This window comes from Arthrobacter alpinus (assembly GCF_900105965.1).
In the GTDB taxonomy this organism is placed as follows: domain Bacteria; phylum Actinomycetota; class Actinomycetes; order Actinomycetales; family Micrococcaceae; genus Specibacter; species Specibacter alpinus.
The window spans coordinates 1830213-1850834 of record NZ_FNTV01000001.1; the positions used below are offsets into that span (position 1 = coordinate 1830213).

Annotated in this window: 21 protein-coding genes; 1 reads left to right on the forward strand and 20 read right to left on the reverse strand. The window is 61.9% G+C overall.

Features of this window, described 5'->3' with window-relative positions; all coding sequences use genetic code 11:
• Positions 1-76: 76 nt before the first annotated feature.
• Positions 77-664 carry a class I SAM-dependent methyltransferase gene (locus BLV41_RS08565; RefSeq protein WP_244516800.1) on the forward strand — a complete coding sequence of 196 codons (588 nt, stop codon included), beginning with the start codon at positions 77-79 and terminating at the stop codon, positions 662-664.
• A 77-nt stretch (positions 665-741) separates the two neighbouring features.
• Here the strand turns inward: BLV41_RS08565 and dapF are convergent, their stop codons facing one another.
• The 20 genes from dapF to BLV41_RS08665 all read right to left on the reverse strand — a co-directional run bounded on the left by dapF (position 742) and on the right by BLV41_RS08665 (position 20503).
• Positions 742-1659 carry a diaminopimelate epimerase gene (gene dapF, locus BLV41_RS08570; RefSeq protein ID WP_074711348.1) on the reverse strand — a complete coding sequence of 306 codons (918 nt, stop codon included), beginning with the start codon at positions 1657-1659 and terminating at the stop codon, positions 742-744.
• 68 nt (positions 1660-1727) lie between these two features.
• Entirely contained in the window at positions 1728-2675 is a 948-nt protein-coding gene (gene miaA, locus BLV41_RS08575; RefSeq protein ID WP_244516802.1) for a tRNA (adenosine(37)-N6)-dimethylallyltransferase MiaA, read from the reverse strand.
• Positions 2672-4174 carry a tRNA (N6-isopentenyl adenosine(37)-C2)-methylthiotransferase MiaB gene (gene miaB, locus BLV41_RS08580; protein WP_244517005.1) on the reverse strand — a complete coding sequence of 501 codons (1503 nt, stop codon included), beginning with the start codon at positions 4172-4174 and terminating at the stop codon, positions 2672-2674. Before miaB ends, miaA begins: the two co-directional genes overlap by 4 nt.
• 225 nt (positions 4175-4399) lie before the next feature.
• Positions 4400-5719, reverse strand: a complete 1320-nt coding sequence (locus BLV41_RS22765) for an aggregation-promoting factor C-terminal-like domain-containing protein (RefSeq protein ID WP_074711350.1) — start codon at positions 5717-5719, stop codon at positions 4400-4402.
• 81 nt (positions 5720-5800) lie between these two features.
• Positions 5801-6328: a regulatory protein RecX gene (locus tag BLV41_RS08590; RefSeq protein ID WP_074711351.1), complete on the reverse strand. Its 528-nt coding sequence runs from the start codon at positions 6326-6328 to the stop codon at positions 5801-5803.
• An 8-nt stretch (positions 6329-6336) separates the two neighbouring features.
• Entirely contained in the window at positions 6337-7389 is a 1053-nt protein-coding gene (gene recA, locus BLV41_RS08595) for a recombinase RecA (RefSeq protein ID WP_074711352.1), read from the reverse strand.
• Between the two features lie 345 nt (positions 7390-7734).
• A complete protein-coding gene (locus BLV41_RS08600; protein WP_044579145.1) occupies positions 7735-7956 on the reverse strand; it encodes a DUF3046 domain-containing protein in 222 nt (73 codons plus the stop codon).
• A 116-nt stretch (positions 7957-8072) separates the two neighbouring features.
• On the reverse strand, positions 8073-8513 hold the full coding sequence (locus tag BLV41_RS08605) for a helix-turn-helix domain-containing protein (protein ID WP_044579143.1): 441 nt from the start codon (positions 8511-8513) through the stop codon (positions 8073-8075).
• Between the two features lie 163 nt (positions 8514-8676).
• The gene (locus BLV41_RS08610; RefSeq protein WP_139244254.1) at positions 8677-9171 is read right to left on the reverse strand and encodes a CinA family protein; all 495 of its coding nucleotides are present in this window, start codon (positions 9169-9171) and stop codon (positions 8677-8679) included.
• Positions 9172-9174: 3 nt separating this feature from the next.
• The gene (gene pgsA / locus BLV41_RS08615; RefSeq protein WP_074711353.1) at positions 9175-9786 is read right to left on the reverse strand and encodes a CDP-diacylglycerol--glycerol-3-phosphate 3-phosphatidyltransferase; all 612 of its coding nucleotides are present in this window, start codon (positions 9784-9786) and stop codon (positions 9175-9177) included.
• A 55-nt stretch (positions 9787-9841) separates the two neighbouring features.
• Positions 9842-12790: an FtsK/SpoIIIE family DNA translocase gene (locus BLV41_RS08620; RefSeq protein ID WP_074711354.1), complete on the reverse strand. Its 2949-nt coding sequence runs from the start codon at positions 12788-12790 to the stop codon at positions 9842-9844.
• Between the two features lie 169 nt (positions 12791-12959).
• Entirely contained in the window at positions 12960-14651 is a 1692-nt protein-coding gene (locus BLV41_RS08625) for a ribonuclease J (protein ID WP_074711355.1), read from the reverse strand.
• A 2-nt stretch (positions 14652-14653) separates the two neighbouring features.
• Complete coding sequence (gene dapA / locus BLV41_RS08630) at positions 14654-15559, reverse strand: 4-hydroxy-tetrahydrodipicolinate synthase (protein ID WP_074711356.1); 906 nt, start codon at positions 15557-15559, stop codon at positions 14654-14656.
• An 82-nt stretch (positions 15560-15641) separates the two neighbouring features.
• Positions 15642-16430 carry an alpha/beta fold hydrolase gene (locus BLV41_RS08635; RefSeq protein WP_074711357.1) on the reverse strand — a complete coding sequence of 263 codons (789 nt, stop codon included), beginning with the start codon at positions 16428-16430 and terminating at the stop codon, positions 15642-15644.
• Between the two features lie 32 nt (positions 16431-16462).
• Positions 16463-16936, reverse strand: a complete 474-nt coding sequence (locus BLV41_RS08640; protein ID WP_044579124.1) for a hypothetical protein — start codon at positions 16934-16936, stop codon at positions 16463-16465.
• A gap of 3 nt (positions 16937-16939) precedes the next feature.
• Positions 16940-17698, reverse strand: a complete 759-nt coding sequence (gene dapB / locus BLV41_RS08645) for a 4-hydroxy-tetrahydrodipicolinate reductase (RefSeq protein WP_044579122.1) — start codon at positions 17696-17698, stop codon at positions 16940-16942.
• Between the two features lie 19 nt (positions 17699-17717).
• Positions 17718-18200, reverse strand: coding sequence for a molybdenum cofactor biosynthesis protein MoaE (locus tag BLV41_RS08650; protein ID WP_074711358.1), 483 nt, complete (start codon positions 18198-18200; stop codon positions 17718-17720).
• On the reverse strand, positions 18190-18690 hold the full coding sequence (locus BLV41_RS08655) for a MogA/MoaB family molybdenum cofactor biosynthesis protein (RefSeq protein ID WP_044579120.1): 501 nt from the start codon (positions 18688-18690) through the stop codon (positions 18190-18192). Before BLV41_RS08655 ends, BLV41_RS08650 begins: the two co-directional genes overlap by 11 nt.
• Positions 18687-19187 carry a cyclic pyranopterin monophosphate synthase MoaC gene (moaC, locus tag BLV41_RS08660; RefSeq protein ID WP_425284265.1) on the reverse strand — a complete coding sequence of 167 codons (501 nt, stop codon included), beginning with the start codon at positions 19185-19187 and terminating at the stop codon, positions 18687-18689. The genes BLV41_RS08655 and moaC overlap by 4 nt, the downstream gene beginning before the upstream one ends.
• The gene (locus BLV41_RS08665; RefSeq protein ID WP_074713203.1) at positions 19184-20503 is read right to left on the reverse strand and encodes a molybdopterin molybdotransferase MoeA; all 1320 of its coding nucleotides are present in this window, start codon (positions 20501-20503) and stop codon (positions 19184-19186) included. Before BLV41_RS08665 ends, moaC begins: the two co-directional genes overlap by 4 nt.
• Positions 20504-20622: the final 119 nt, after the last annotated feature.

Below are 20622 nucleotides of genomic sequence, written 5' to 3' on the forward strand. Positions count from 1 at the left end.
ATTTCCCCACTAATCTGGCATAACTATGGCTACTCAGGGTTCAGACCACTATTTCAGTTCACAACCATCCACGCCGATGAAAAAGCGGCCGCTGCGCGTGGTTTTGGCTGGTGAGACACGCACTCTTGAAACCGCTGGCGGCATCTTCAGCCCCGACGGCGTCGACAAGGGCACCACGATCCTCCTTTCAGAGGCACCGGCTCCGGCCACGGAGGGCAACCTCTTGGATATCGGCTGCGGGTGGGGTCCAATTGCCCTGACCTTGGCACTGCGCTCGCCCGAGGCAACGGTTTATGCCGTGGATGTCAACGAACGCTCCATCGAGCTGACAACTGAGAACGCCAAGACGCTGGGCTTGAAGAACGTTCAGGCCTCAATGCCTGAGACCGTGGATCCGGAACTTCGTTTCAACACCATCTGGTCAAACCCGCCTATCCGGGTGGGCAAAGAGGAATTGCACTCGATCTTGCTGATGTGGCTGCCCAGGCTGGCGCACAACGGCCACGCCTACCTGGTGGTGCAAAAGAATCTTGGCTCGGATTCACTGCAGCGCTGGCTGGCCGCCGAGCTGGACGAGCGATTCCCGGAAGCGGGCTTCACCGTGGTGCGCGATTCCACTAACAAGACATTCAGAATCCTGCGCGTCACCCGTACCAAGCCGTAACGAAACGCTGGGCCCACGCGGCCGAGGGGCCCCAATTACAGACGCACCAGCGGCTGTAATTGGGGCGGGGCCGGAGCTTAGGCCAGGACGCCGTCGGCAACGATGACGGCCGGGCCGCTGAGCTCAACGTGCTCGCGACCGTCGGGGCCGGGGAAGAATCGTACGCCAACCACGCCGCCCGGGACTGTAACCGCCCAAACATCAGGAGCTTCGCTGCCGGCCCAGAAACGGGTCGCGGCGGCAGCAGCGCAGGCGCCAGTCCCGCAGGACAGGGTCTCCCCCACGCCGCGTTCGTGAACACGCATGCTGATGTGTCCGACGTCGTCCGTTACGAGGGGCTGGGCCGGTACGGCGAATTCGACGTTGGTGCCATACGGCGGCACGGGAGTCACCACCGGTGCTTCGTTGAGGTTGGTACTGGCCAGCTCGTCCAGATCCGCCAGTGCCACAACTGTGTGGGGGTTGCCCATGGTGATGGAGAGGGCAGGGCGCTCAACCGGGAGCCCAGCCACGTTTACGAGGGAATCGGAGCCGCTTTGGCGCGCCTCCGGGTGAATAAAGTCCCACGGCCCCATGTCCACGCGGTAACCGGCGTCGGTGCGCGAGACGACCTTGATGCCCGCACGGGTTCCGATGGTCAGCTCCTCGCCGGCCTCCAAGGATACTAGTCCTTGGGTGATGAGGAAGTGAACGAAGACGCGAACGCCGTTGCCGCACATTTCCGATCGCGAACCATCGCCGTTGTTGTAATCCATGAACCACTCGGCCGTGGGGTTGTCTGCAAGTAGTTCCACACCCTCGGGCAGGTGTCGGGAGCGGACGGCGCGGATCAGGCCGTCGCCGCCAATGCCGCGCCGACGGTCGCACAGGGCCGCGATCTGTTCGGGCGAAATACTCTTCTCACCGTCGGGATCCGCCACCAGAACAAAGTCGTTGCCGGTTCCATGGCCTTTGGAAAAGCGCATGCCTGTCAAGGGTGCCGAGGTCTCATTCATGGTTTAAGCCTAAGGCACCGTGGGGCCGCTCGTGCACGTGGCCGGTGATGGACGACGCCGCATGGCCACTAAGTGCCCGGGGTACCTTTGGCCTGGCTCACCAGGGCAGCTGCCGTGGCAGAAAGATCCCTTTGTGACCAATTCAACCAGTTGACGCGCGGGTCGGCTCGGAACCAGGTGAGTTGGCGCCGGGCGAACTGACGCGTGGCAACGATGGTTTCCTCGCTAGCGTTTTTCACCGTGGATTCGCCATCAATGACGCGCAGAAACTGCTGATAACCCAAAGCCTTTTGAGCGGTCCGCCCTTCTCGCAGCCCTTCCGGGATCAAGGATTGCACTTCGTGTTCCAGCCCCTGCTCAACCATGGTGTGCACGCGTGCCGCGAGCCGTTCGTGGAGCTCGGCACGGTCGCCGTTGAGCCCAATCTGTACTGTGGGGCTCACGTAGTCCCTTTCGGGCATAAAGGAGCTGAAGGGGCGGCCGGTGATCTGGTGCACCTCCAGCGCCCTGACAACTCGCTTGCCATCGCCAATGCGGGCGGCCGAGACCGGATCAACCTCCTGCAGACGGGCCATGAGTATTGACAGGCCACTGTTCTCGAGTTCGTTTTCCAGCTGTGCCCGTATGGCAGGATCCGTGCCGGGAAACTCCAAGACGTCGATGGCTGCCCGGACGTACAGGCCCGAGCCGCCCACCAGAATGGGCAACTTGCCGCGTGAACGAATGTCGGAAATTGCGGCGCGGGCCAGATCTTGAAAGGAGGCAACCGTGGTGTCTTCGCGGACGCTCAGGAAATCCATCAGGTGGTGTGGGATGCCGCGGCGTTCGGCCACGGGAAGTTTGGCTGTACCAATGTCCATGCCGCGATAAAACTGCATGGAATCGGCGTTGACCGCCTCACCGTCGAAGTGTTCGGCCAGCTGCAAAGCCAGTTCGGATTTGCCTGACCCGGTGGGTCCCACAATGGCGACTACCGGTAAGGGCGAATCGGGGTGCTGCACGGGGTGTGCGCTCACGCTGAACGTACGGGCAGTGACGGCATGCCGAGGCTGACCTTGGGCTTGACGCTGGCGGTTCCACCCGCGCTTCCCCCTGTTTGAGGCACGCCGCAGGACTCGGCCTGTGCCAAGTCCCAGGCGTCGCCTGCGCGGGAGCGGCGGAGTTTGTAGTCGGCCACAGTTGCGGGGTCAGCAATGAGGTGGAATGCGGCGGCTTCGGTAATCGTGACCGTGACGAGGTCGCCGGGACGCGGAGTCTCGGCACCTTCGGGGACGCTGAAGTGAACCAGGCGCTGATCCTTGGCGCGGCCGGAGAGCCTATTGGTCTTCGCAGCCTTGCGGCCCGAGTCGGCGGTGACCATGACTTCCACCTCACGAGCTATTTGCTTGGCGTTCTCCTCGGCGGCGATCCGGTCCTGAAGGGCTGTCAGGCGCAGGAAACGCTCCTGGACCACTTCTTTGGGCAGCTGATCAGGCAGATCGGCGGCGGGTGTCCCTGGCCGCTTGGAGTATTGGTAGGTGAACGCTGTGGCAAAGCGTGACTTTTCCACGACGTCGAGCGTGGCTTGGAAGTCTTCCTCCGTTTCACCTGGGAAGCCCACAATGATGTCGGTGGAGATGGCTGCGTTCGGGAGGAGCTCACGGACCTTGTCCAGGATGCCCAGGAATTTCGCTGAGCGGTAGGAACGGCGCATGTCCTTGAGGACCTTGTCGGAGCCGGACTGCAGGGGCATGTGCAGTTGCGGCATCACGTTGGGAGTCTCTGCCATGGCCTCGATGACGTCGTCAGTGAAGGCGGCCGGGTGGGGGCTTGTGAAGCGCACACGCTCCAGGCCCTTAATGTCACCGCAGGCACGGAGCAATTTTCCGAAGGCGAGGCGATCGCCGAATTCGACGCCGTAGGAGTTCACGTTTTGGCCCAGCAGCGTGACTTCAATGGCGCCGTCGTCCACGAGTGCCTGAACCTCGGCCAAGATCTCCCCCGGGCGGCGATCGCGTTCCTTGCCGCGCAGCGACGGCACGATGCAAAAGGTGCAGGTGTTGTTGCAGCCAACGGAGATGCTGACCCAGCCGGCATATACGGAGTCTCGGCGGGTTGGCAGCGTGGAGGGGAAGACCTCCAGGGATTCCAGAATTTCCATCTGGGCGTCCGTGTTGTGGCGGGCGCGCTCCAGGAGTACGGGCAGGGCGCCGACGTTGTGGGTGCCGAACACCACGTCTACCCAGGGCGCACGCTTCTGGATGGTATCGCGGTCCTTCTGTGCCAGGCAGCCACCCACGGCGATCTGCATGCCGGGGTTCGTCTCCTTGACATGCGCCAGCATGCCCAGGTTGCCGTAGAGCTTGTTGTCCGCGTTCTCCCGGACGGCACAGGTGTTGAATACGACGACGTCGGGACTGGGCCCCACGGGCTGGCCGTGCCCGTCGAGCTCACCTGTGCCGCCGCCATCATCGAAGGCGACCAAGCCCGCGGTTTCCAACAGCCCGGCCATGCGCTCTGAGTCGTGGACGTTCATCTGGCAGCCATAGGTGCGCACTTGGTAGGTGCGGGGTGCACCGGACGCACCTGCGAGGTGGCTGGAGTTGTCGGGGCTGGCTGCGGTCGCGGAAGAATCAACGCTGTTTTGAATCAGGCTCACTCATCCACCTTAAGACCTATCCCCGGCTAAGCGCTAAACCGTCCGCGGCAAGCATGCAGCCAGCTGCGACGGCGAGGAAGGCACCGCGCCGCTCGGATGGACTCAGTACCAGCCGATGGCTTCCGAGTGGGCCCAGGCGCCGCAGGGTGAGCCATAGCGTCCCTTGATATAGCCCAGGCCCCAATCCACCTGCGTCCGGTAGCTGGTGAGCCAGTCTGAGCCGGTTTGGGCGTACTTGCTCGCTGGCAATGCTTGGGCAATCCCGTAGGCCCCGCTGGAGGGGTTGGTTGCATTGGTACGCCAATTGGATTCGCGTTCCCACAAGAGGTTCAGGCACTGGAATTCGCTCTGCCCCCAACCATAGGCGCCCAAGCGGGCCGAGGCGTAGGCTTTGGCTCCGGCGGGGTCATTGACGGCTCCCCCTGGCACACCGGGATCTACCGACCCACCCGGATTCGGGGCAGGCGTGGTGGGCGGGGGCTGGACTGGAGCGGGTGCCGGGGCTGGTGCGGGGTTGGGGACACCCGGATTGGATGCTTGCTCAACAGGTTTGGGTTTTTGGGCTGCGTCGGCTGCTCGCTGGGCGGCTTCCGCGGCGAGGCGCGCTGCTTCATCTGCCGCGGCCTGGCGTTTCGCTTGCTGCACCTGCTCGTAGGCGGCGACGGCGCTTTGACCCTTGCGGTATTCCTGCTCGGTGGCGACTGAGGTGCTATTGAGCGCGGCCAACTGCGAAAGGAGCGTCTCGCTCTGTGATTTCTGGGCGTCCAGACGAGTTGTGACGGCCGTCTGCGCCGCGACAGCCTCGGTGCGCGCCGTCTGTGCTTCTGCAGTGAGTTCAGCTTGTGCAGCAACGGCTGCCTGCCGTGTTTTCTCCAAAGCATCTGCTGTGGCCATGGACTGCAGGGCCAGGGCCTGTTTGACGGCGGCTCGCTCACCGACTTGGTGGAGCATCTCTACACCGTTGAGACTTTGCGGTGACTCGAGGGCTGAGATTGCAGAGAAGAGGTCAAGTCCGGTTCCGCCACTCTTGTAGCTCTGTACCGCGATGGCTACGGCCGCCTGCTTGTACTGTTCTGCGTCTTGTGCCGCCCGCTTGGACTGTGCGTTCAGCACGCCCACTTCCGCCGTGGCGGCTTCAAGCTTCGCTTGGGTGGCAGCAAAGTCGCCGCCCGCCTTTACGGCAGCCTCACCCAGGCTGCCTGCTTCTGCTTCAAGTGAATCCAGGAACTTGGAAATCTTGGCTACCTCGGCCGCTGTGGCCGCAGCGTTGCCCTTGGCTTTTTCAACATCGGACCAGCTGGGAAAGCCCGACGGCGGCGCATCTTCGGCTGTTGCCGGTGCGGCAACAGTTGCTGTCAGCAATAAACCGGCCGTCACGGAGACGGCCAGAAAGCGGCGGAGGGCAATCTGTTGCTTAGTCATATGCCGCTAGCATAGCGGTTGTGGCGCCTTGTCCGCAGCCAACTTCGGGCCGCCGGGCCTCACTGGACCACCACGTCCGCGCTAGACGTCCTCTAGGTACTCGTCAATGACCTGAGCAACAACTTCAAAGGCCGTGCCGGGGTTGAATCCCTTTCGGGCCAGCATGGCAACCCAGCGGCGGGTGTATTTGTCCCGTTCACTGCGCTCGCTCAAGTCGATGGATCCGCGCAGTTTTTTGCGGACGAAGTCCTTGGCCTGTCGCCGCTCGGTATCGTCGTCAACTTGATCCAGGGCATCCTGGGCCAGATGTGGGTCAATGCCCTTTTCGGCCAGTTCCCGTTTGAGCGCGCCACGCGCCAGCGACTTGTGGAGAGACCGGCTGCGCACCCACATTTGCGCAAACTCGGCGTCATCGATCAGCTTCACCGCCTCAAAGCGGTCAAGCACGGCTTCTGCCACGTCCTCAGGGATGTGGCGTTCGGCAAGTTTTTGACTGAGCTGAAAGCGGCTCTTGGGTGAATGCGTCAGCTGGCGCAACACGATGGCCCTGGCCACCGACGCCGGGTTGGCGTCGGGGTCCAGTTCCGGTACTGGTGATGCGTTGTTCATAACCAGTTTTAGAAGCCGTCGACGGCCTTGAGCTTGGGCGCAGGTTCCTCAGCCGTTTCAGCGACGAGGCCGACACCCAGCTTGGCCTTGATCAAGCGTTCCAGCTCATCGGCTAGTTCCGGGTTGTCCTTCAGGAAGCGGCGTGAGTTCTCCATGCCCTGGCCCAGCTGATCACCGTCGTAGGTGTACCAAGATCCGGACTTGCGGACAATGCCGTGCTCAACACCCATGTCGATGATGCCGCCTTCACGCGAAATGCCCACACCATAGATGATGTCGAACTCTGCGATCTTGAAGGGCGGAGCCATCTTGTTCTTGACAACCTTGACCTTGGTGCGGTTACCAACAGCATCCGCGCCTTCCTTCAAGGTCTGAATACGGCGAATGTCGAGTCGGACCGAGGCATAGAACTTCAGGGCCTTACCACCGGTGGTGGTTTCCGGGCTGCCGAAGAAGACACCAATCTTTTCACGCAGCTGGTTGATGAAAATAGCCGTGGTCTTGGTCTGGCTCAGACGCCCGGTGATCTTACGCAGGGCCTGGCTCATGAGGCGAGCCTGCAGACCGACGTGGCTGTCACCCATATCGCCTTCAATTTCGGCGCGGGGCACCAAGGCGGCGACGGAGTCAATGACGATGACGTCCAAGGAGCCCGAACCGATCAACATGTCCATGATTTCCAGGGCCTGCTCGCCGGTGTCCGGCTGGGAGACCAGGAGGGCATCGGTGTCAACACCGAGCTTGGCAGCGTATTCCGGGTCAAGGGCGTGCTCAGCATCGATGAACGCGGCAAGGCCGCCGAGCTTCTGGGCGCTAGCGACGGCGTGCAGGGCCAAAGTGGTCTTACCGGAAGACTCCGGTCCGTAGATCTCAACGACACGCCCGCGCGGCAGGCCGCCAATGCCCAGGGCCACGTCCAAGGCGATGGATCCCGTGGGGATCACTTCAATGGGTGCACGCACGTCATCACCCAAGCGCATGACGGAGCCCTTGCCAAATTGCTTGTCAATTTGGGCCAATGCTGCTGCCAGCGCTTTTTCACGGTCTGCGGGAGCGGCCATGATTCACCTCGGTCTTTCCTTTGCGCCGTTTCCGGCCCCGTACCACTGCGCGTTTGGCGCAGCACACGGTTAGTGGTCTGATGCAATTCACATGCTGTTTTGTGTTCTTCGCCGGTTTCCCGTGCGTCTCGCCGAAGGTTGACTCCGACAAGCTTGTCTCGTTAACTAAAACGCTAGTTCAAGGGTCTGACATTGTCTGCCATTCCCTCGTCCCACGCCAGAATTTGTGGACAACTTTTTCACTTACCCACAACGCAACTATCATCAAGTATAGATTTGATCGAATAAATATTCGACCAAATCACGAAAATACCTCGGCGTGTCGCAACAAGTCGCGGCAAGGGTTTAGTTTTTGGGGGCGATGTCCTTGCCTAGCCACCGCGACGGCGGGACGTCTTGCATTTTGCAGACCTCGATCCAGATGTCCTTGGGGTTAAAACCTGCGCGCAGGGCATCGCTGGCGGTGTTCCCACCGACACCAGCTAGCACCAGATCGCGGGCCAGGACCCGGGAATAGGAGGGGCTGAACTCATCGTCCATTAATCGCCAAAATTCACTTACTCGCACGCACCCATTCTTGCACGCCGGTCCCAAGCGGTTTAACGGAGCCACAAAAAACTGGACCCCACCATACGGCGGGATCCAGTCTTACATCGGGGGCCTCTGAACGAGGGCCGGCAGGCTTAGAAAGCGTTGGACATTAAGCCCTTGCTCAATTCGTCGGAGAGTTCCTCGTTCAGGTCACGGCCGTATCGAGCCGAGAATTCCTGGGGAACGGTGTCCGGGATAGCCACGCCTTCAGCGATGGCCAGACGATCACTCACTTCGCGGAGCATGAGTGACAAAGGCACTTCAAGTGCAGAACAAATTGAGGCCAGCAGCTCCGAGGAGGCTTCCTTTTGTCCGCGCTCCACTTCGCTCAAGTAGCCTAGGGAGACTCGTGCATTGTGTGAGACTTCACGGAGTGTGCGGCCTTGACGCTGACGTACATCTCGCAGAACGTCTCCAATTTCATGGCGTAGTACCACCATTTTGCGCTCCTTCTGCTGATGCGGTTTTTCGTCTGCCAAACCCACATCCCGCCAGCGCACCACGCCGTTTACGGATACGGGTTGTTTCACCATTGGTATCGCCTTACTCCTTGTTAGATCAGTGCAGCCTCAAAATCATTGAAGTTCTTGAAGCTAGCAGCGTCTGGCGGATCTTCCGCCAGTCGCTTTGCCCGTTAGGTGTTCCCATCCTAGAGGGGATGAGAGCATTTTGCGTTCACTATGACTAACTATCTGGTCACAACTTTTGTTCCCCGGCAGCATGAATCACTTGTTCCAGCAGCGAAATGGCCTCCTGCGTGGCTTGCACACGGATCATTTCACGGTCACCGGCAAAGTGATATTCATAGGATTTAGCCTCACCATCGAAGGCAACACCAATATAAACATGGCCAACATCCTTGCCTTGGTGAGGCTCCGGACCGGCAACGCCGGTCGTGGAAATTCCCACCCGCGCTCCCGCTGCGGTGCAGGCACCCAAGGCCATGGCGCACGCAACTTGCGGGTCAACGGCACCCAGTGTTTCCAGCAAGGACGCGGATACGCCCAGGAGGCGTTCCTTGATGGTGTTTTGGTAGGCGATGATTCCGCCTTGGAACATGCCAGAGGATCCAGGCACTTGCACGAGCGTCGCTGCCACCATGCCGCCGGTCAATGACTCCGCCGTTGCCACTGTGAGGTCAGCAGCCACAGCGGATTCAACCAGCGCGGCCAGACTTGTTTCGGTCAGCACTGTTTATCCTTTCGCCTGCAGGGAACTACGTCCGGATCTTCCGGCGCTTCGCAGCTGCCAGGCCTTTACAACGTAGTCGATTCCCGTAACAACCGTGACAGCCAAGGCAGCCAACATGATTACTAGCGCCAGAACTGAAAGCCAGCTCACGGCCGGAGTGACGGGAAGCAGGTACACAAAGATGGCCACGGTCTGCATGACTGTCTTGAGCTTTCCGCCCTTGGATGCTGCCATGACGCCGTAGCGGATCACCACAAAGCGCAGCAGCGTGATGCCCACCTCGCGCACCAGCATGACAATGGTGACCCACCACCACAACTCCCCGACGGCAGAGAGCATGATGAGGGCCGAACCGATCAGCAGCTTGTCGGCGATGGGGTCCGCGATCTTGCCGAAGCTCGTGATGAGCCCGCGCGCCCGGGCGATGTCGCCGTCGAGCTTGTCGGTGTAAATGGCTACGACAAATATGCCAACAGCGAGCCAGCGCAGGGGCCCGTACGCACCGCCGTCGGCCACAAAGGCCCAGATGAAGAATGGCACCAGCACAATGCGCAAAAGCGTCAAAGCGTTGGGAAGGTTCCAGTTCGAAGGGCGCGGCGCCACCGTTTCACTCACAGTGCAAGGCTATCTGTAAACCGGCCCGCAGGAACATTTGCGGCAGCCGGCGGGCTTAGCGTCCGGTCAATGACCATGCGTCTTCACTTCCCTCGTCATCGTCGCCGTCGTTGTATTCAACGGCTTGAGGGCGGCTGGCCAAATCCTCGGCTACAAGGTCCCCACCCCAGGAAGGATTGGCGTGGGCATGGTTGGCGTTAGCATTCTCGGCCAGGGCCGCGAGCATGGGGTCAACGGCAGGTGCCGTTGAAGGTTCGACACCGGAGACGCCGGCTTGCGCTCCCGCCGCGCCACCTCCTGAGCCGCCGTCGCCGCGGATGGCGGCCAGAGTTTCAGCCAGGTCATCAGGCTTGACGAGGACATCGCGCGCCTTGGAGCCCTCGGAGGGGCCCACCACGCCTCGAGATTCAAGCAGGTCCATGAGACGGCCCGCCTTGGCGAAACCAACGCGCAGCTTGCGCTGAAGCATGGAGGTGGATCCAAACTGTGTGGTCACCACCAGTTCGGTGGCCTGCAGCAGCACATCCATGTCGTCGCCAATGTCATCCTCGATGATCTTCTTGGGAGCCTCGGCGGCAACATCGTCACGGTAGGTGGCCTTAAGTTGGCCCTTGACGTGATCCACGACGGCCTTGATTTCAGCCTCCGTGACCCAGGCTCCCTGGACACGGACCGGCTTGGACTTGCCCATGGGCAGGAACAGAGCGTCACCTTGACCCAGCAGCTTCTCGGCACCGGGCTGGTCCAAGACCACACGGGAATCGGTGACGGATGAGGTGGCGAAGGCCATGCGTGAGGGCACGTTGGCCTTGATGAGACCCGTTACAACGTCCACGGATGGGCGCTGGGTGGCCAGCACCAGGTGGATACCGGCGGCACGGGCCAGCTGGGTAATACGCACAATGGAGTCTTCCACATCGCGCGGGGCCACCATCATGAGGTCGGCGAGCTCATCCACAATCACCAACAGGTACGGGTAAGGCCGAACAATTCTCTTGGAGTCCACGGGTGGATGGACGTTTCCGGCTTTCACAGCCTTGTTGAACTCGTCAATGTGCTTGAAGCCGTAGTTGGCCAGATCGTCATAGCGCTGGTCCATTTCCCGGACCACCCACTGCAACGCCTCGGCCGCCTTCTTCGGGTTGGTGATGATGGGCGTGATGAGGTGTGGCACGCCTTCGTAGGCGGTCAATTCAACTCTCTTGGGGTCAACCATCACCATGCGCACCTCGTCCGGGGTGGCGCGCATCAGGATGGAGACGATCATGGAGTTCACAAAGGATGACTTACCGGCACCTGTTGCACCGGCCACCAGCAGGTGAGGCATCTTGGCGAGGTTGGCTACGACGAAGCCACCCTCAACATCCTTGCCCACTCCCATGACCATGGGGTGTTCGGTGCGGCGGGCATTGGCCGAGCGCAGCACGTCACCGAGCACCACAATTTCCTTGTCGGCGTTGGGGATCTCGATGCCGATGGCACTCTTGCCCGGGATGGGGCTCAGGATGCGCACATCGGAGGAGGCCACGGCGTAGGAGATGTTCTTGGACAGGGCCGTTACGCGCTCCACCTTGGTGCCGGGGGCGAGTTCAATCTCATACCTTGTCACGGTGGGACCACGGCTGAAACCTGTGACCTTGGCGTCTACGTTGAATTGCTGCATGGTGTCCGTCAGTGCGGCCACTACGGTGTCATTGGCTTCCGTGGCGTCCTTGCCGGGAGGGCCAGCCGGGAGGTATTCCGAATCCGGCAGCGTGTAGGTGACATCGCCGGAGAGCTGAAGTTGTTCGGAACGGGCAGGAATGGGTGTGGGCGGTGCCATGGGCGGCGCCGGGATCGCTGCGGTGGCGGCGGATCCGAAATCGTAGACGCCTGCGCCAGCCGTTTCCCGAGCCGCATTAAGTGCCACAACGCCGATCGCCTCGGTGACAGGTTCGGAATCCTGCTGGGCGTCAAACACATCCGAGCTGGTGGGCAGGCCCTGCCGGGCCTTGATCTTGTCTGCTGCCAGCTGGTCGCGGGTTGGCCTGCGGACCCCGGGGCGCAGGGACGGCGAGTCCGACGCCGGATCCTGGGTGCCATCGTCGTCCCCTTCGATGAGCGGGGTCGCGAAGGCTTCGGTGCCGAGCACGTCCTCGAACTCGGCCTCGGCCTCGGCCTCCCTGGCTGCCTTTTGGCGCGCACGCAGACCGCGGGGCTTCTTCGGCTCGTCCTGGTGCTCGTAGAGGTAGCTCTGGTCATGGCCGTTGGCGTCGGTCTCATGTGCGTAGCCGGGCTCGGAGCCCATGAGCTTTTCGTAGATGCCGCGCAGGCGGGCAGGGATGTGCCTGACCGGGGTGTTCGTCAAGACCAGGATGCTGGCGAAGGCGACGATGGAGAAGAAAATGATGGCCGTGATGGGGCCAAGATTGGCCACGAGCCCGCCACTGAGGGCACCCACCATTCCGCCAGCGGCGCTGATTCCCTCAAAGCCATCGCCAATGTTGGGGTTGCCGGCGGCCACATGAGCCAGGGCGCAGCCGGCCAGGGTCAGGATCGAAAAGCCCAGGGCCACACGGTTGTTGGTGGACATGTTGGTGGGTTGACGGAACACCAAGACCGAGAAGATCAAGAACATGGGCGGCAAGAGTACCGCGAACCAGCCGAAGCTGCCCTGAAAGACTCCGCGCACGGAATCGGCAACCGGCCCGGTCAAGCCCCACCATTCAAAGGTTGCGGTGACCAGGGCCAGCAGGAAGAAGAGCAGCCCAGCACCGTCGCGGCGTTCCGCGGCCGGCATGCTGCCCTTGTCGGTGCCCATGCGCCGGATGGCGGCGCCCACCAGATGGCCAAAGCCCTGCCAGACGGCAACAGCCATGCGCACAGGCCACACCAGGTGGAACTCCGGTGCGGGAGCGGAAGGTTTGCTGCGGGAGACCGGCGTCTTGGTGGTTTTGGGGGTGCGCGAAGATGCACTGCCCTTCTGACCGGGGGACGGACGGGCGGGGGAAGAACGAGTCGCCATGCTTCAACGGTACCGCCCGCAGCGCCAAATCAGGCGAATTTGGCCCCTGAAGAGCCCGTGGTGACGGGCACAACAGGCCTAAATCAAGAATGACACCGATTACGCCTTCGGAGCCCGGGATTCCGGGATCGGAAGGCGTAATCGGTGTCATTTATGCAGGAGCCGCCTGTCAGGCTTCCAGAACCACCGGAATGATCATGGGGCGGCGACGCAACTTCCGGTTGACCCAGGTCCCAATCACCCGGCGCACCACCTGCTGGAGTTGATGTGTGGTGTGATCGCTGTTGGCCATGACGGCTTCTTGGAGTGCCTCGGCGATCTTGGGCTTGATGTCATCGAAGACGGAATCGTCCTCGGCAACGCCCCGTGCGTGGATGTCCGGACCGGAGACGATCTTGCCGGTGGCGCGGTTGACCACTGTGATGATGGAAATGAATCCCTCATCACCCAGGACGCGGCGATCCTTGAGATCGGCATCGGTGATTTCACCGACGCTTTGACCGTCAACGTAGACAAAGCCGCATTCAACCTGGCCCACGATCTGTGCCACGCCGTCCTTCAAGTCAATGACGGATCCGTCGTCTGTCAACAAGACGTTCTCGGCCGGAACCCCGGAGGCGATGGCAATGTTGGCGTTGGCGATCAGGTGGCGGGTCTCCCCATGCACGGGCATCACGTTTTTGGGCGTCAGGATGTTGTAGCAGTACAACAACTCCCCTGCGGCGGCATGGCCCGACACATGGACCTTGGCGGTGCCCTTGTGGATCACGTCGGCGCCGCGCTTGAGCAACCCGTTGATGATGCGGAAAACAGCGTTTTCATTGCCCGGGATCAGGGAGGACGCCAAAATGACGGTGTCACCCTTGCCTACGGCAATCTTGTGGTCGCCATTGGCCATGCGGGACAGCGCGGCTATGGGCTCCCCCTGCGAACCTGTGGACATCAAGACGACCTTGTTGTCCTCCAGGGAGTCCACGTTTTTCAGGTCCACCAGAACATCGGCAGGGACATGCAAATAGCCCAATTTTTCGGCAATGGCCATGTTGCGCACCATGGAGCGGCCCACAAAGGCCACCTTGCGCTGGTGCTTGACGGCGGCGTTCAGGACCTGCTGGACCCGGTGGACGTGGGACGAAAAGCTGGCCACGATGATGCGCTTGTTGGCCTTGCCAAACAATGTCTCCAGGGTGGGCCCGATCTCGGCCTCGCTGGTGGTGAAGCCTGGTACGTCGGCATTGGTGGAGTCCACCAGGAACAGGTCCACGCCTTCCTCGCCCAGACGGGCAAAGTGGCGCAGGTCGGTGATCCTTCCGTCCAACGGCAACTGGTCCATCTTGAAATCGCCCGTGTGCAGCACGGAGCCGCCTTCGGTGCGGATGAACACTGCCAGGGCGTCGGGGATGGAGTGATTGACGGCCACGAACTCGCACTGGAACGGGCCCAGCTGCTCCACTTGCTCTTCCTTGACAGTCAGGGTGAACGGCTTGATCCTGTGTTCGGTCAGCTTAGCCTCGATGAAGGCAAGTGTCAGCTGCGAACCAATCAAGGGGATGTCGTTGCGCAGGCGCAACAGGTACGGCACGGCCCCAATATGGTCCTCGTGGCCGTGGGTGAGCACAACGCCCACCACATCCTCAAGACGGTTCTCAATGTAGGAGAAATCCGGAAGGATCAGGTCCACACCGGGCTGGTCTTCCTCGGGGAAAAGGACGCCGCAGTCAACGATGAGCAGCTTTCCGTCCATTTCGAAGACGGTCATGTTCCGGCCGATCTCGCCGATGCCACCAAGCGGAACAATCCGCAGAGTCCCCTTGGCCAATTCCGGCGGGGTCCGCAGGCCCGGCTCAGTCGTTTGGGTCATGTTTAGAGTTCCATTCCAGCTTCCGCAAGGTCAGCCTTGATCATCGCGATCTCGGCCTCGCCCGGCTCCACCAGGGGCAACCGGACAACCGAGTTGGACAGGATTCCCTGCCACTTAAGAATTTGCTTGACGGCCACGGCGCCCTGTACATGGCCCATCGTGGCCCGGATGACCGGGTCCAGGGCGAAGTGGATGCGGCGGGCCGTGACGAAGTCGCCAGCAGCGGCGGCATCGATGAGCGCACGGAATTGCTGGGGTGCAATGTGGGCGCTGACGCTGACAAGTCCGACGGCGCCGGCGGCCATGAGCGGCAGGGTCAGTCCGTCGTCGCCCGAATAAACATCGAGGTCGGTATTGGCCAGGACGCGGCTGGTTTCGGTGAAGTCGGCCTTGGCGTCCTTCAGTGCTGTGATCTGCGGGTGCGCGGCAAGCTTGATGATGGTTTCGGTCTGGATGGCCACACCGGCACGGCCGGGAATGTCATACAGCATCACGGGAAGGTCGGTGGCGCCGGCGATGGCCTCGAAGTGGGCCTGGATGCCGGCCTGGCTGGGCTTGTTGTAGTACGGGGTGACAAGCAGCAAACCGTCGATGGCCAGCTTGGCCGCGCGCTGGGACAGGCTGATGGAGTGGCGGGTGTCATTGGTCCCGGTGCCGGCGATGACGCGGGCCCGGCCGCCAACGGCGTCGATCACGGCCTGGAACATGCCCAGGTTTTCCTCGTCCGTCAGGGTGGAGGTTTCACCCGTTGTGCCGGTGACGAGGATGCCATCGCATCCGCCGTCGACCAATTTGTTGGCGAGCTCGCCGGCCGCCTTGTAATCCACTGCCCCATCGGCGGTGAAAGGGGTGACCATGGCGGGCACCAAAGTTCCGAAGGGGCGGGGGGAAATTTCAGTTGCAGACATACCTAAAACATTAGCTGCTTCTCGGGCATTTCACGCAACGCAGTCCACGTAGCGGCATCCGGTCCTGCCCGCACACACGAATCTATTGCCCTCTCAGGAACGGCAACCATTCATCAAGCACCGGACCGGCAGGGATGAGCGTGTTGCCGTGATTGCGGCCAGGCAATTCCACCAAGCGCGCGTTGGGCATCAGTTCGGCGGCACGCCGGGAATCGGCCAAGCGGGCGCGGTCCTCGGTGCCGGCCATGAGCAGGGATGGAAGGCAAATTCCGGCAATCTCATGTTCGGCGATGGCGGGGTCGGCCTCGGTCTGGGCAAAATAGGCCCGGAGCGCGGGTGCGTCGTTGGCCAAAAAGGCTGCCTTTGTTTGGGCATCCAGGGGCTGGCCAATAGTGCCTTCCCAGCCCTCAACGAAGGCGGGCATGCCGCCTTCGCCTAGCGCGGCGTCGTACTCGGGAAAGAACAGCCTGCCGATACTGCCGGGCTGGATTCGGAACGTTCCGCCAAGTGTGGTCAGTGAGAGCAGCCGTTCGGGTGCGGCAACGGCGAGTGAGAAGCCTATGCGGGCGCCCACCGAATACCCGCCAAAGTGCGCTTGAGCGGCGCCAACGGCGTCCAACACGGCAAGGGCATCGGTGACGAAGGTATCCATGAGGTAGTCAGACTGTGCCTGCGGCTTGCCGCTGCGGCCGTGTCCGCGCAGGTCCATGGAGATAACCTGGTAGCGCTCCCGCAGGGCCTTCGTGTAACCAAAACCGCGCCAGATCGCCTTGCTGAGTGCACTGCCATGGACCAGCAGCACAGGCTCACCCTCACCCACCGAGTCATAGGCAAGCTCGACGCCGTCGTGCGGGTTATGCGCAATGGCCATGGCCGGGTCCTTTCTGGAGGTAGCGAGGCACGTTAGGGGTGCGCGCGGAAAAGGGCGACGGCGTCTCGCATGGTTTTGCGGGCCCGGCGGCGGTCCCCGGAGGCGTCGTAGGCGCAGGAGAGCCGGAACCAGGAACGCCAGTCTTCAGGTGCTTCCTGGGCTTCCAGCTTGTACTTTTCAAACTCCGCATCGGCAGCTTCACGAACAATCCGGCCCCCTGGTGTGCGGGGCAGATTGTCCTCGGGAAGGCCGCCCTCGGCCTCCAGGATGTTTGCCATTTTTTCGGTCCGGGCGCCGAACAGGACCTCGCTGATCAAGGCCCACGCCGCAACGAGTGGGATGACAAAGTAGGAAAGCCCGAGCAGCTTGGCAATCCAGTCCGAATCGCCCAGCAGCAAGACGGCACGCTGCATCATGACCACGATGTAAAACACCAGCAGCAAGGCAATCAGGGCTACCCAGATTTTAGTTTTGGAGATTTTCATTTTGGCTCCCGCGTTTGCCACGGCCTAACCTTCCAGATCCAGGTAGCCGTCCAGGCCAACTGTCAGCCCGGGGCGGGTTCCAACGGTCCGTATGCCGAGCAGAACGCCGGGCATGAAGGATTCGTGGTTGAAAGAGTCGTGGCGGATGGTCAGCGCTTCGCCGTGACTGCCCAGAAGCACTTCCTGATGTGCCACCAGGCCGGCCAGGCGGACGCTATGGACGGGGATGCCGTCGATCGAGGCACCACGGGCGCCGTCGAGCTCGGTCTCCGTGGCGTCGGGTGCGGCTGGCACGCCTGCCGCCGTACGGGCAGCAGCCACAAGTTGGGCTGTGCGCAGCGCAGTGCCCGAGGGAGCATCGACCTTGCGGGGGTGGTGGAGCTCAATGATTTCGACCGAGTCGAAGTACCGTGCAGCCTGGGCGGCAAAGCGTGTTGCCAGGACTGAGCCGAGGGCAAAGTTCGGGGCAATCAGCACGCCAGTTTCGGGGTGTTGTGCCAACAACTCTTCGAGGGCCGCGAGCCGAGCGGCGTCCCAGCCAGTTGTGCCAACAACGGCGTGAATGCCGTGTTTGATGGCAAAGTGGACGTTCGCTTCGGTGGAATCCGGTACCGTCAGGTCCACCACAACCTGGGCGCCGCGCTCAATCAGCAGCTCCAGCGAATCGTTGCGGCCCAGAGCCGCCACCAATTCCAGATCCGGTGCCGCACCAATTGCCGCAACGGCGGCCGTTCCCATTCGTCCCTTGGCGCCGAGCACGGCCACCTTCAGCATTTCACTCATGCGTTTAAGACTACTGGTTTTAAGGCTGTGAGTTTTCCGGGGCCGCATCAGGCGGCACGTGCCCGGCACCCACCCATTCAACGGAACCGTCAGTGAAGAACTGTTCCTTCCAAATGGGCACTTCCGCTTTGATTCGCTCGACGAGGGCCGAACACAATTCAAAAGCCTCTGCCCGGTGCGAGGAGGCGACGGCACACACGAGGGCCGGCTCACCGATCTCTAGCGGACCAACACGGTGCGCCAGCCAGATTCGAACTGGGTGGCCGCTGGGATCCCTGACGGCGCCGAGGGAGGCGACCACCTCGTTCAGGACTGCTGTGGCGAGTGGATGGGCGCTGTAGCTCAACCGCTGAACTTGCTTGCCGCCATCGTGGTTTCGCACCACACCGCTGAAGGAGACCACGGCCCCAGCGGTGTCCGATTCCACAGCGGCGATGGCGGCATCCACGGAGATGGGTTGGGAGCTCAACCCGGCAAAAACGACCTCAATGCTAGTGTCCATGGTGGCCCCCCACCTGTTCGCACAGGTGCTTGATGATGGGGTCCAGGACGGCGAGCCCGTCCATGACGCCGGAGGGTGAACCCGGCAGATTCACAATCAGCGTCTGGCCGGCCAGCCCAGCGTATCCGCGGCTCAACGCGGCCATGGGCGTTTTGCTCATCCCAGCTGCCCGCATGGCCTCCATGATGCCCGGGATTTCCCGTTGGAGCAGGGGCAGGGTCATCTCGGGGGTCTGGTCATCCGGGCTCAGGCCCGTTCCCCCACTGGTCAGGACCACGGCCGGGTGCTGCGTCAGCACAGCCCGCAGTGCGGCTCCGACCGGGGCGCCGTCAGGGACAACGATGGGGGTCATGGCGTCGAAGCCGTGTTCGCCCAACCAATCGGCTATGACGGGACCTGTGAGGTCCTGATAGGTCCCCATGGCGGCTCGGGTTGAGGCAATGATGACTGCTGCTGTGCCCAGCGTCGTGCCGGGTTCGCAGGCGCTCATGATCCTTGTCCTTCGCTGGCGATCCAGTCACCGCTCTTGCCACCGCTTTTGGCTAGAACCTGAATCCCGGAAATGACGGCATGCTTGTCCACGGCCTTGATCATGTCGTAGACACTGAGTGCAGCCACGGAAACGGCTGTCAGCGCTTCCATTTCCACACCCGTGACCCCACGGGTTTTGACGCTCGCCAGTACTTTCACGAATGTTTCACCGAGTTCAAAGTCCACCGTGACCTTGGAGATTGGCAAGGGGTGGCACAAGGGAATGAGCTCGGGTGTTTTCTTGGCACCCATGATCCCGGCAACCCTGGCCACGGCCAGCGCGTCACCCTTGGGCAGTCCGCCTGTGCCGAGCAGTTTCATGACAGCCGCTGTGGTGTTCACCGTGCCCATGGCGGTGGCTTCGCGGGTGGTCACGGCTTTGTCGGAGACGTCCACCATGGCGGCGGTTCCATCGTGGCGTAGGTGGGTCAGGGACGGTGCATCGGAGGTAGTCACAACAGCAATACTTCCACTTTTGCGCCGGCCTGCAATTCGGTGACTCCGGCTGGAATGGTGATGAGTGCGTTGGCTTGGGCCAGGGCGCCCAATAAATGCGATTGCGGTCCGCCAATTTCACGCACGGACGCCGCAGATTCATATTCCGGTCCGGAATAGATACCGCGGCGGATCTGCAACTTTCCTGCGGGTGAGCTCATGGCATGTTCCAGAGTGGCAACAACGCGCTGCCTCCTGGCGGGGGCGCCAATCAGTGTGGACAAGGCTGGGCGGAGGAAGACTTCGAACGACACAAAGGCGCTGACCGGGTTGCCCGGGAACCCGAGAAATGGGATGCCCCGATACGTCCCCGCAGCCTGGGGGCCGCCGGGCTGCATCGCTACGTGGCCAAAATCCACCTGCCCGTGGTCCGTGGCCTGTGTCAACGCCTGTTTGACCACCTCAAAAGCTCCAGCGCTGATGCCACCTACCGAAATGATCAACTCGCAACGAGGCTCGGCGGTGTCACCGCGCGCCGAAACTCCCACGAATTGGTCCAGGAGTTCCAGTAGGGCCCCCGGGTCATCCTTCACAACCAAGGACCTGACCACGTTCATTCCGGCCGCTTCGAGGCTGGTGCGCAGCAGCGTCTCATTGGCATCAAATATCATCCCCACCGGCAACCCGCCGGCCGCTCGAGGATCGCCCGGGGAAAGCACTTCGTCCCCCGTCGTCAGCAACAGGACCCGCGGTTTCGCATTGACCGGCAGCTGCGTCAATCCCAGCCCCGCGGCCAGCCCCAGGTGAGCGGCATTGAGCAGCGTGCCGGCAGTCAAAATCACCTCTCCCCTCCTGACGTCGCTCCCCTGTTCCCGGACAAAACTTCCGGCTGCAGTTGGGGGTAACATCACGGTGTCACCAGGCGCACCAAAATCATCCGGAACGGCGTCTTCGATCGGAATCACGGCGTTGGCCCCTGACGGAACCATGGCGCCGGTCATGATGGGAGCGGCCATGCCCTCAAGCAGCACCTCGGGAACCGAGCCTGCTGGGATCGTGCCAACTACCCGGTAGGCGGTTGATTTGGGTAAATCAACACCTTGGGGTTGATTCGGGTCAGACCAGATGGCGTATCCGTCCATCTGGGAGTTGGCGAAGGGCGGCAGGTCCATGGGGGCCATCAGGTCCACTGCCAAGACGCGACCGACCGACTGGTTGAGCGGCAATTGCTCGCTAGCCAAGGCCGCACCAGCAACGCGCCCGCCAGGCGTGTTCGCCCAGCACTGGCGCAATAGGTTCTCAACCGCTTGTTGGTGATCGGCAACTGTTCTACGCATTGTGTCCTCCCAACGGGGCAGCACGGCGCTCCCTTTTCACCCAATCCTAGGCGAGCAGGCTGGGACGGTCTCCGCAGGCACGCGTCCACGGCGCCGTCGTTCTTCACATACGTGGCAAT

Excerpts from the sequence above, each read along its gene's own strand:
- dapB (WP_044579122.1), bottom strand. The coding sequence starts at position 17,698 with ATGAGTGAAATGCTGAAGGTGGCCGTGCTCGGCGCCAAGGGACGAATG.
- recA (WP_074711352.1), bottom strand. The coding sequence starts at position 7,389 with ATGGCCGCTCCCGCAGACCGTGAAAAAGCGCTGGCAGCAGCATTGGCC.
- BLV41_RS08620 (WP_074711354.1), bottom strand. The coding sequence starts at position 12,790 with ATGGCGACTCGTTCTTCCCCCGCCCGTCCGTCCCCCGGTCAGAAGGGC.
- BLV41_RS08655 (WP_044579120.1), bottom strand. The coding sequence starts at position 18,690 with ATGAGCGCCTGCGAACCCGGCACGACGCTGGGCACAGCAGCAGTCATC.
- BLV41_RS08625 (WP_074711355.1), bottom strand. The coding sequence starts at position 14,651 with ATGACCCAAACGACTGAGCCGGGCCTGCGGACCCCGCCGGAATTGGCC.
- BLV41_RS22765 (WP_074711350.1), bottom strand. The coding sequence starts at position 5,719 with ATGACTAAGCAACAGATTGCCCTCCGCCGCTTTCTGGCCGTCTCCGTG.
- dapF (WP_074711348.1), bottom strand. The coding sequence starts at position 1,659 with ATGAATGAGACCTCGGCACCCTTGACAGGCATGCGCTTTTCCAAAGGC.
- BLV41_RS08605 (WP_044579143.1), bottom strand. The coding sequence starts at position 8,513 with ATGGTGAAACAACCCGTATCCGTAAACGGCGTGGTGCGCTGGCGGGAT.
- BLV41_RS08565 (WP_244516800.1), top strand. The coding sequence starts at position 77 with ATGAAAAAGCGGCCGCTGCGCGTGGTTTTGGCTGGTGAGACACGCACT.
- miaB (WP_244517005.1), bottom strand. The coding sequence starts at position 4,174 with ATGAACGTCCACGACTCAGAGCGCATGGCCGGGCTGTTGGAAACCGCG.
- dapA (WP_074711356.1), bottom strand. The coding sequence starts at position 15,559 with ATGTCTGCAACTGAAATTTCCCCCCGCCCCTTCGGAACTTTGGTGCCC.
- BLV41_RS08650 (WP_074711358.1), bottom strand. The coding sequence starts at position 18,200 with ATGGACACTAGCATTGAGGTCGTTTTTGCCGGGTTGAGCTCCCAACCC.
- BLV41_RS08665 (WP_074713203.1), bottom strand. The coding sequence starts at position 20,503 with ATGCGTAGAACAGTTGCCGATCACCAACAAGCGGTTGAGAACCTATTG.
- BLV41_RS08635 (WP_074711357.1), bottom strand. The coding sequence starts at position 16,430 with ATGGCCATTGCGCATAACCCGCACGACGGCGTCGAGCTTGCCTATGAC.
- BLV41_RS08590 (WP_074711351.1), bottom strand. The coding sequence starts at position 6,328 with ATGAACAACGCATCACCAGTACCGGAACTGGACCCCGACGCCAACCCG.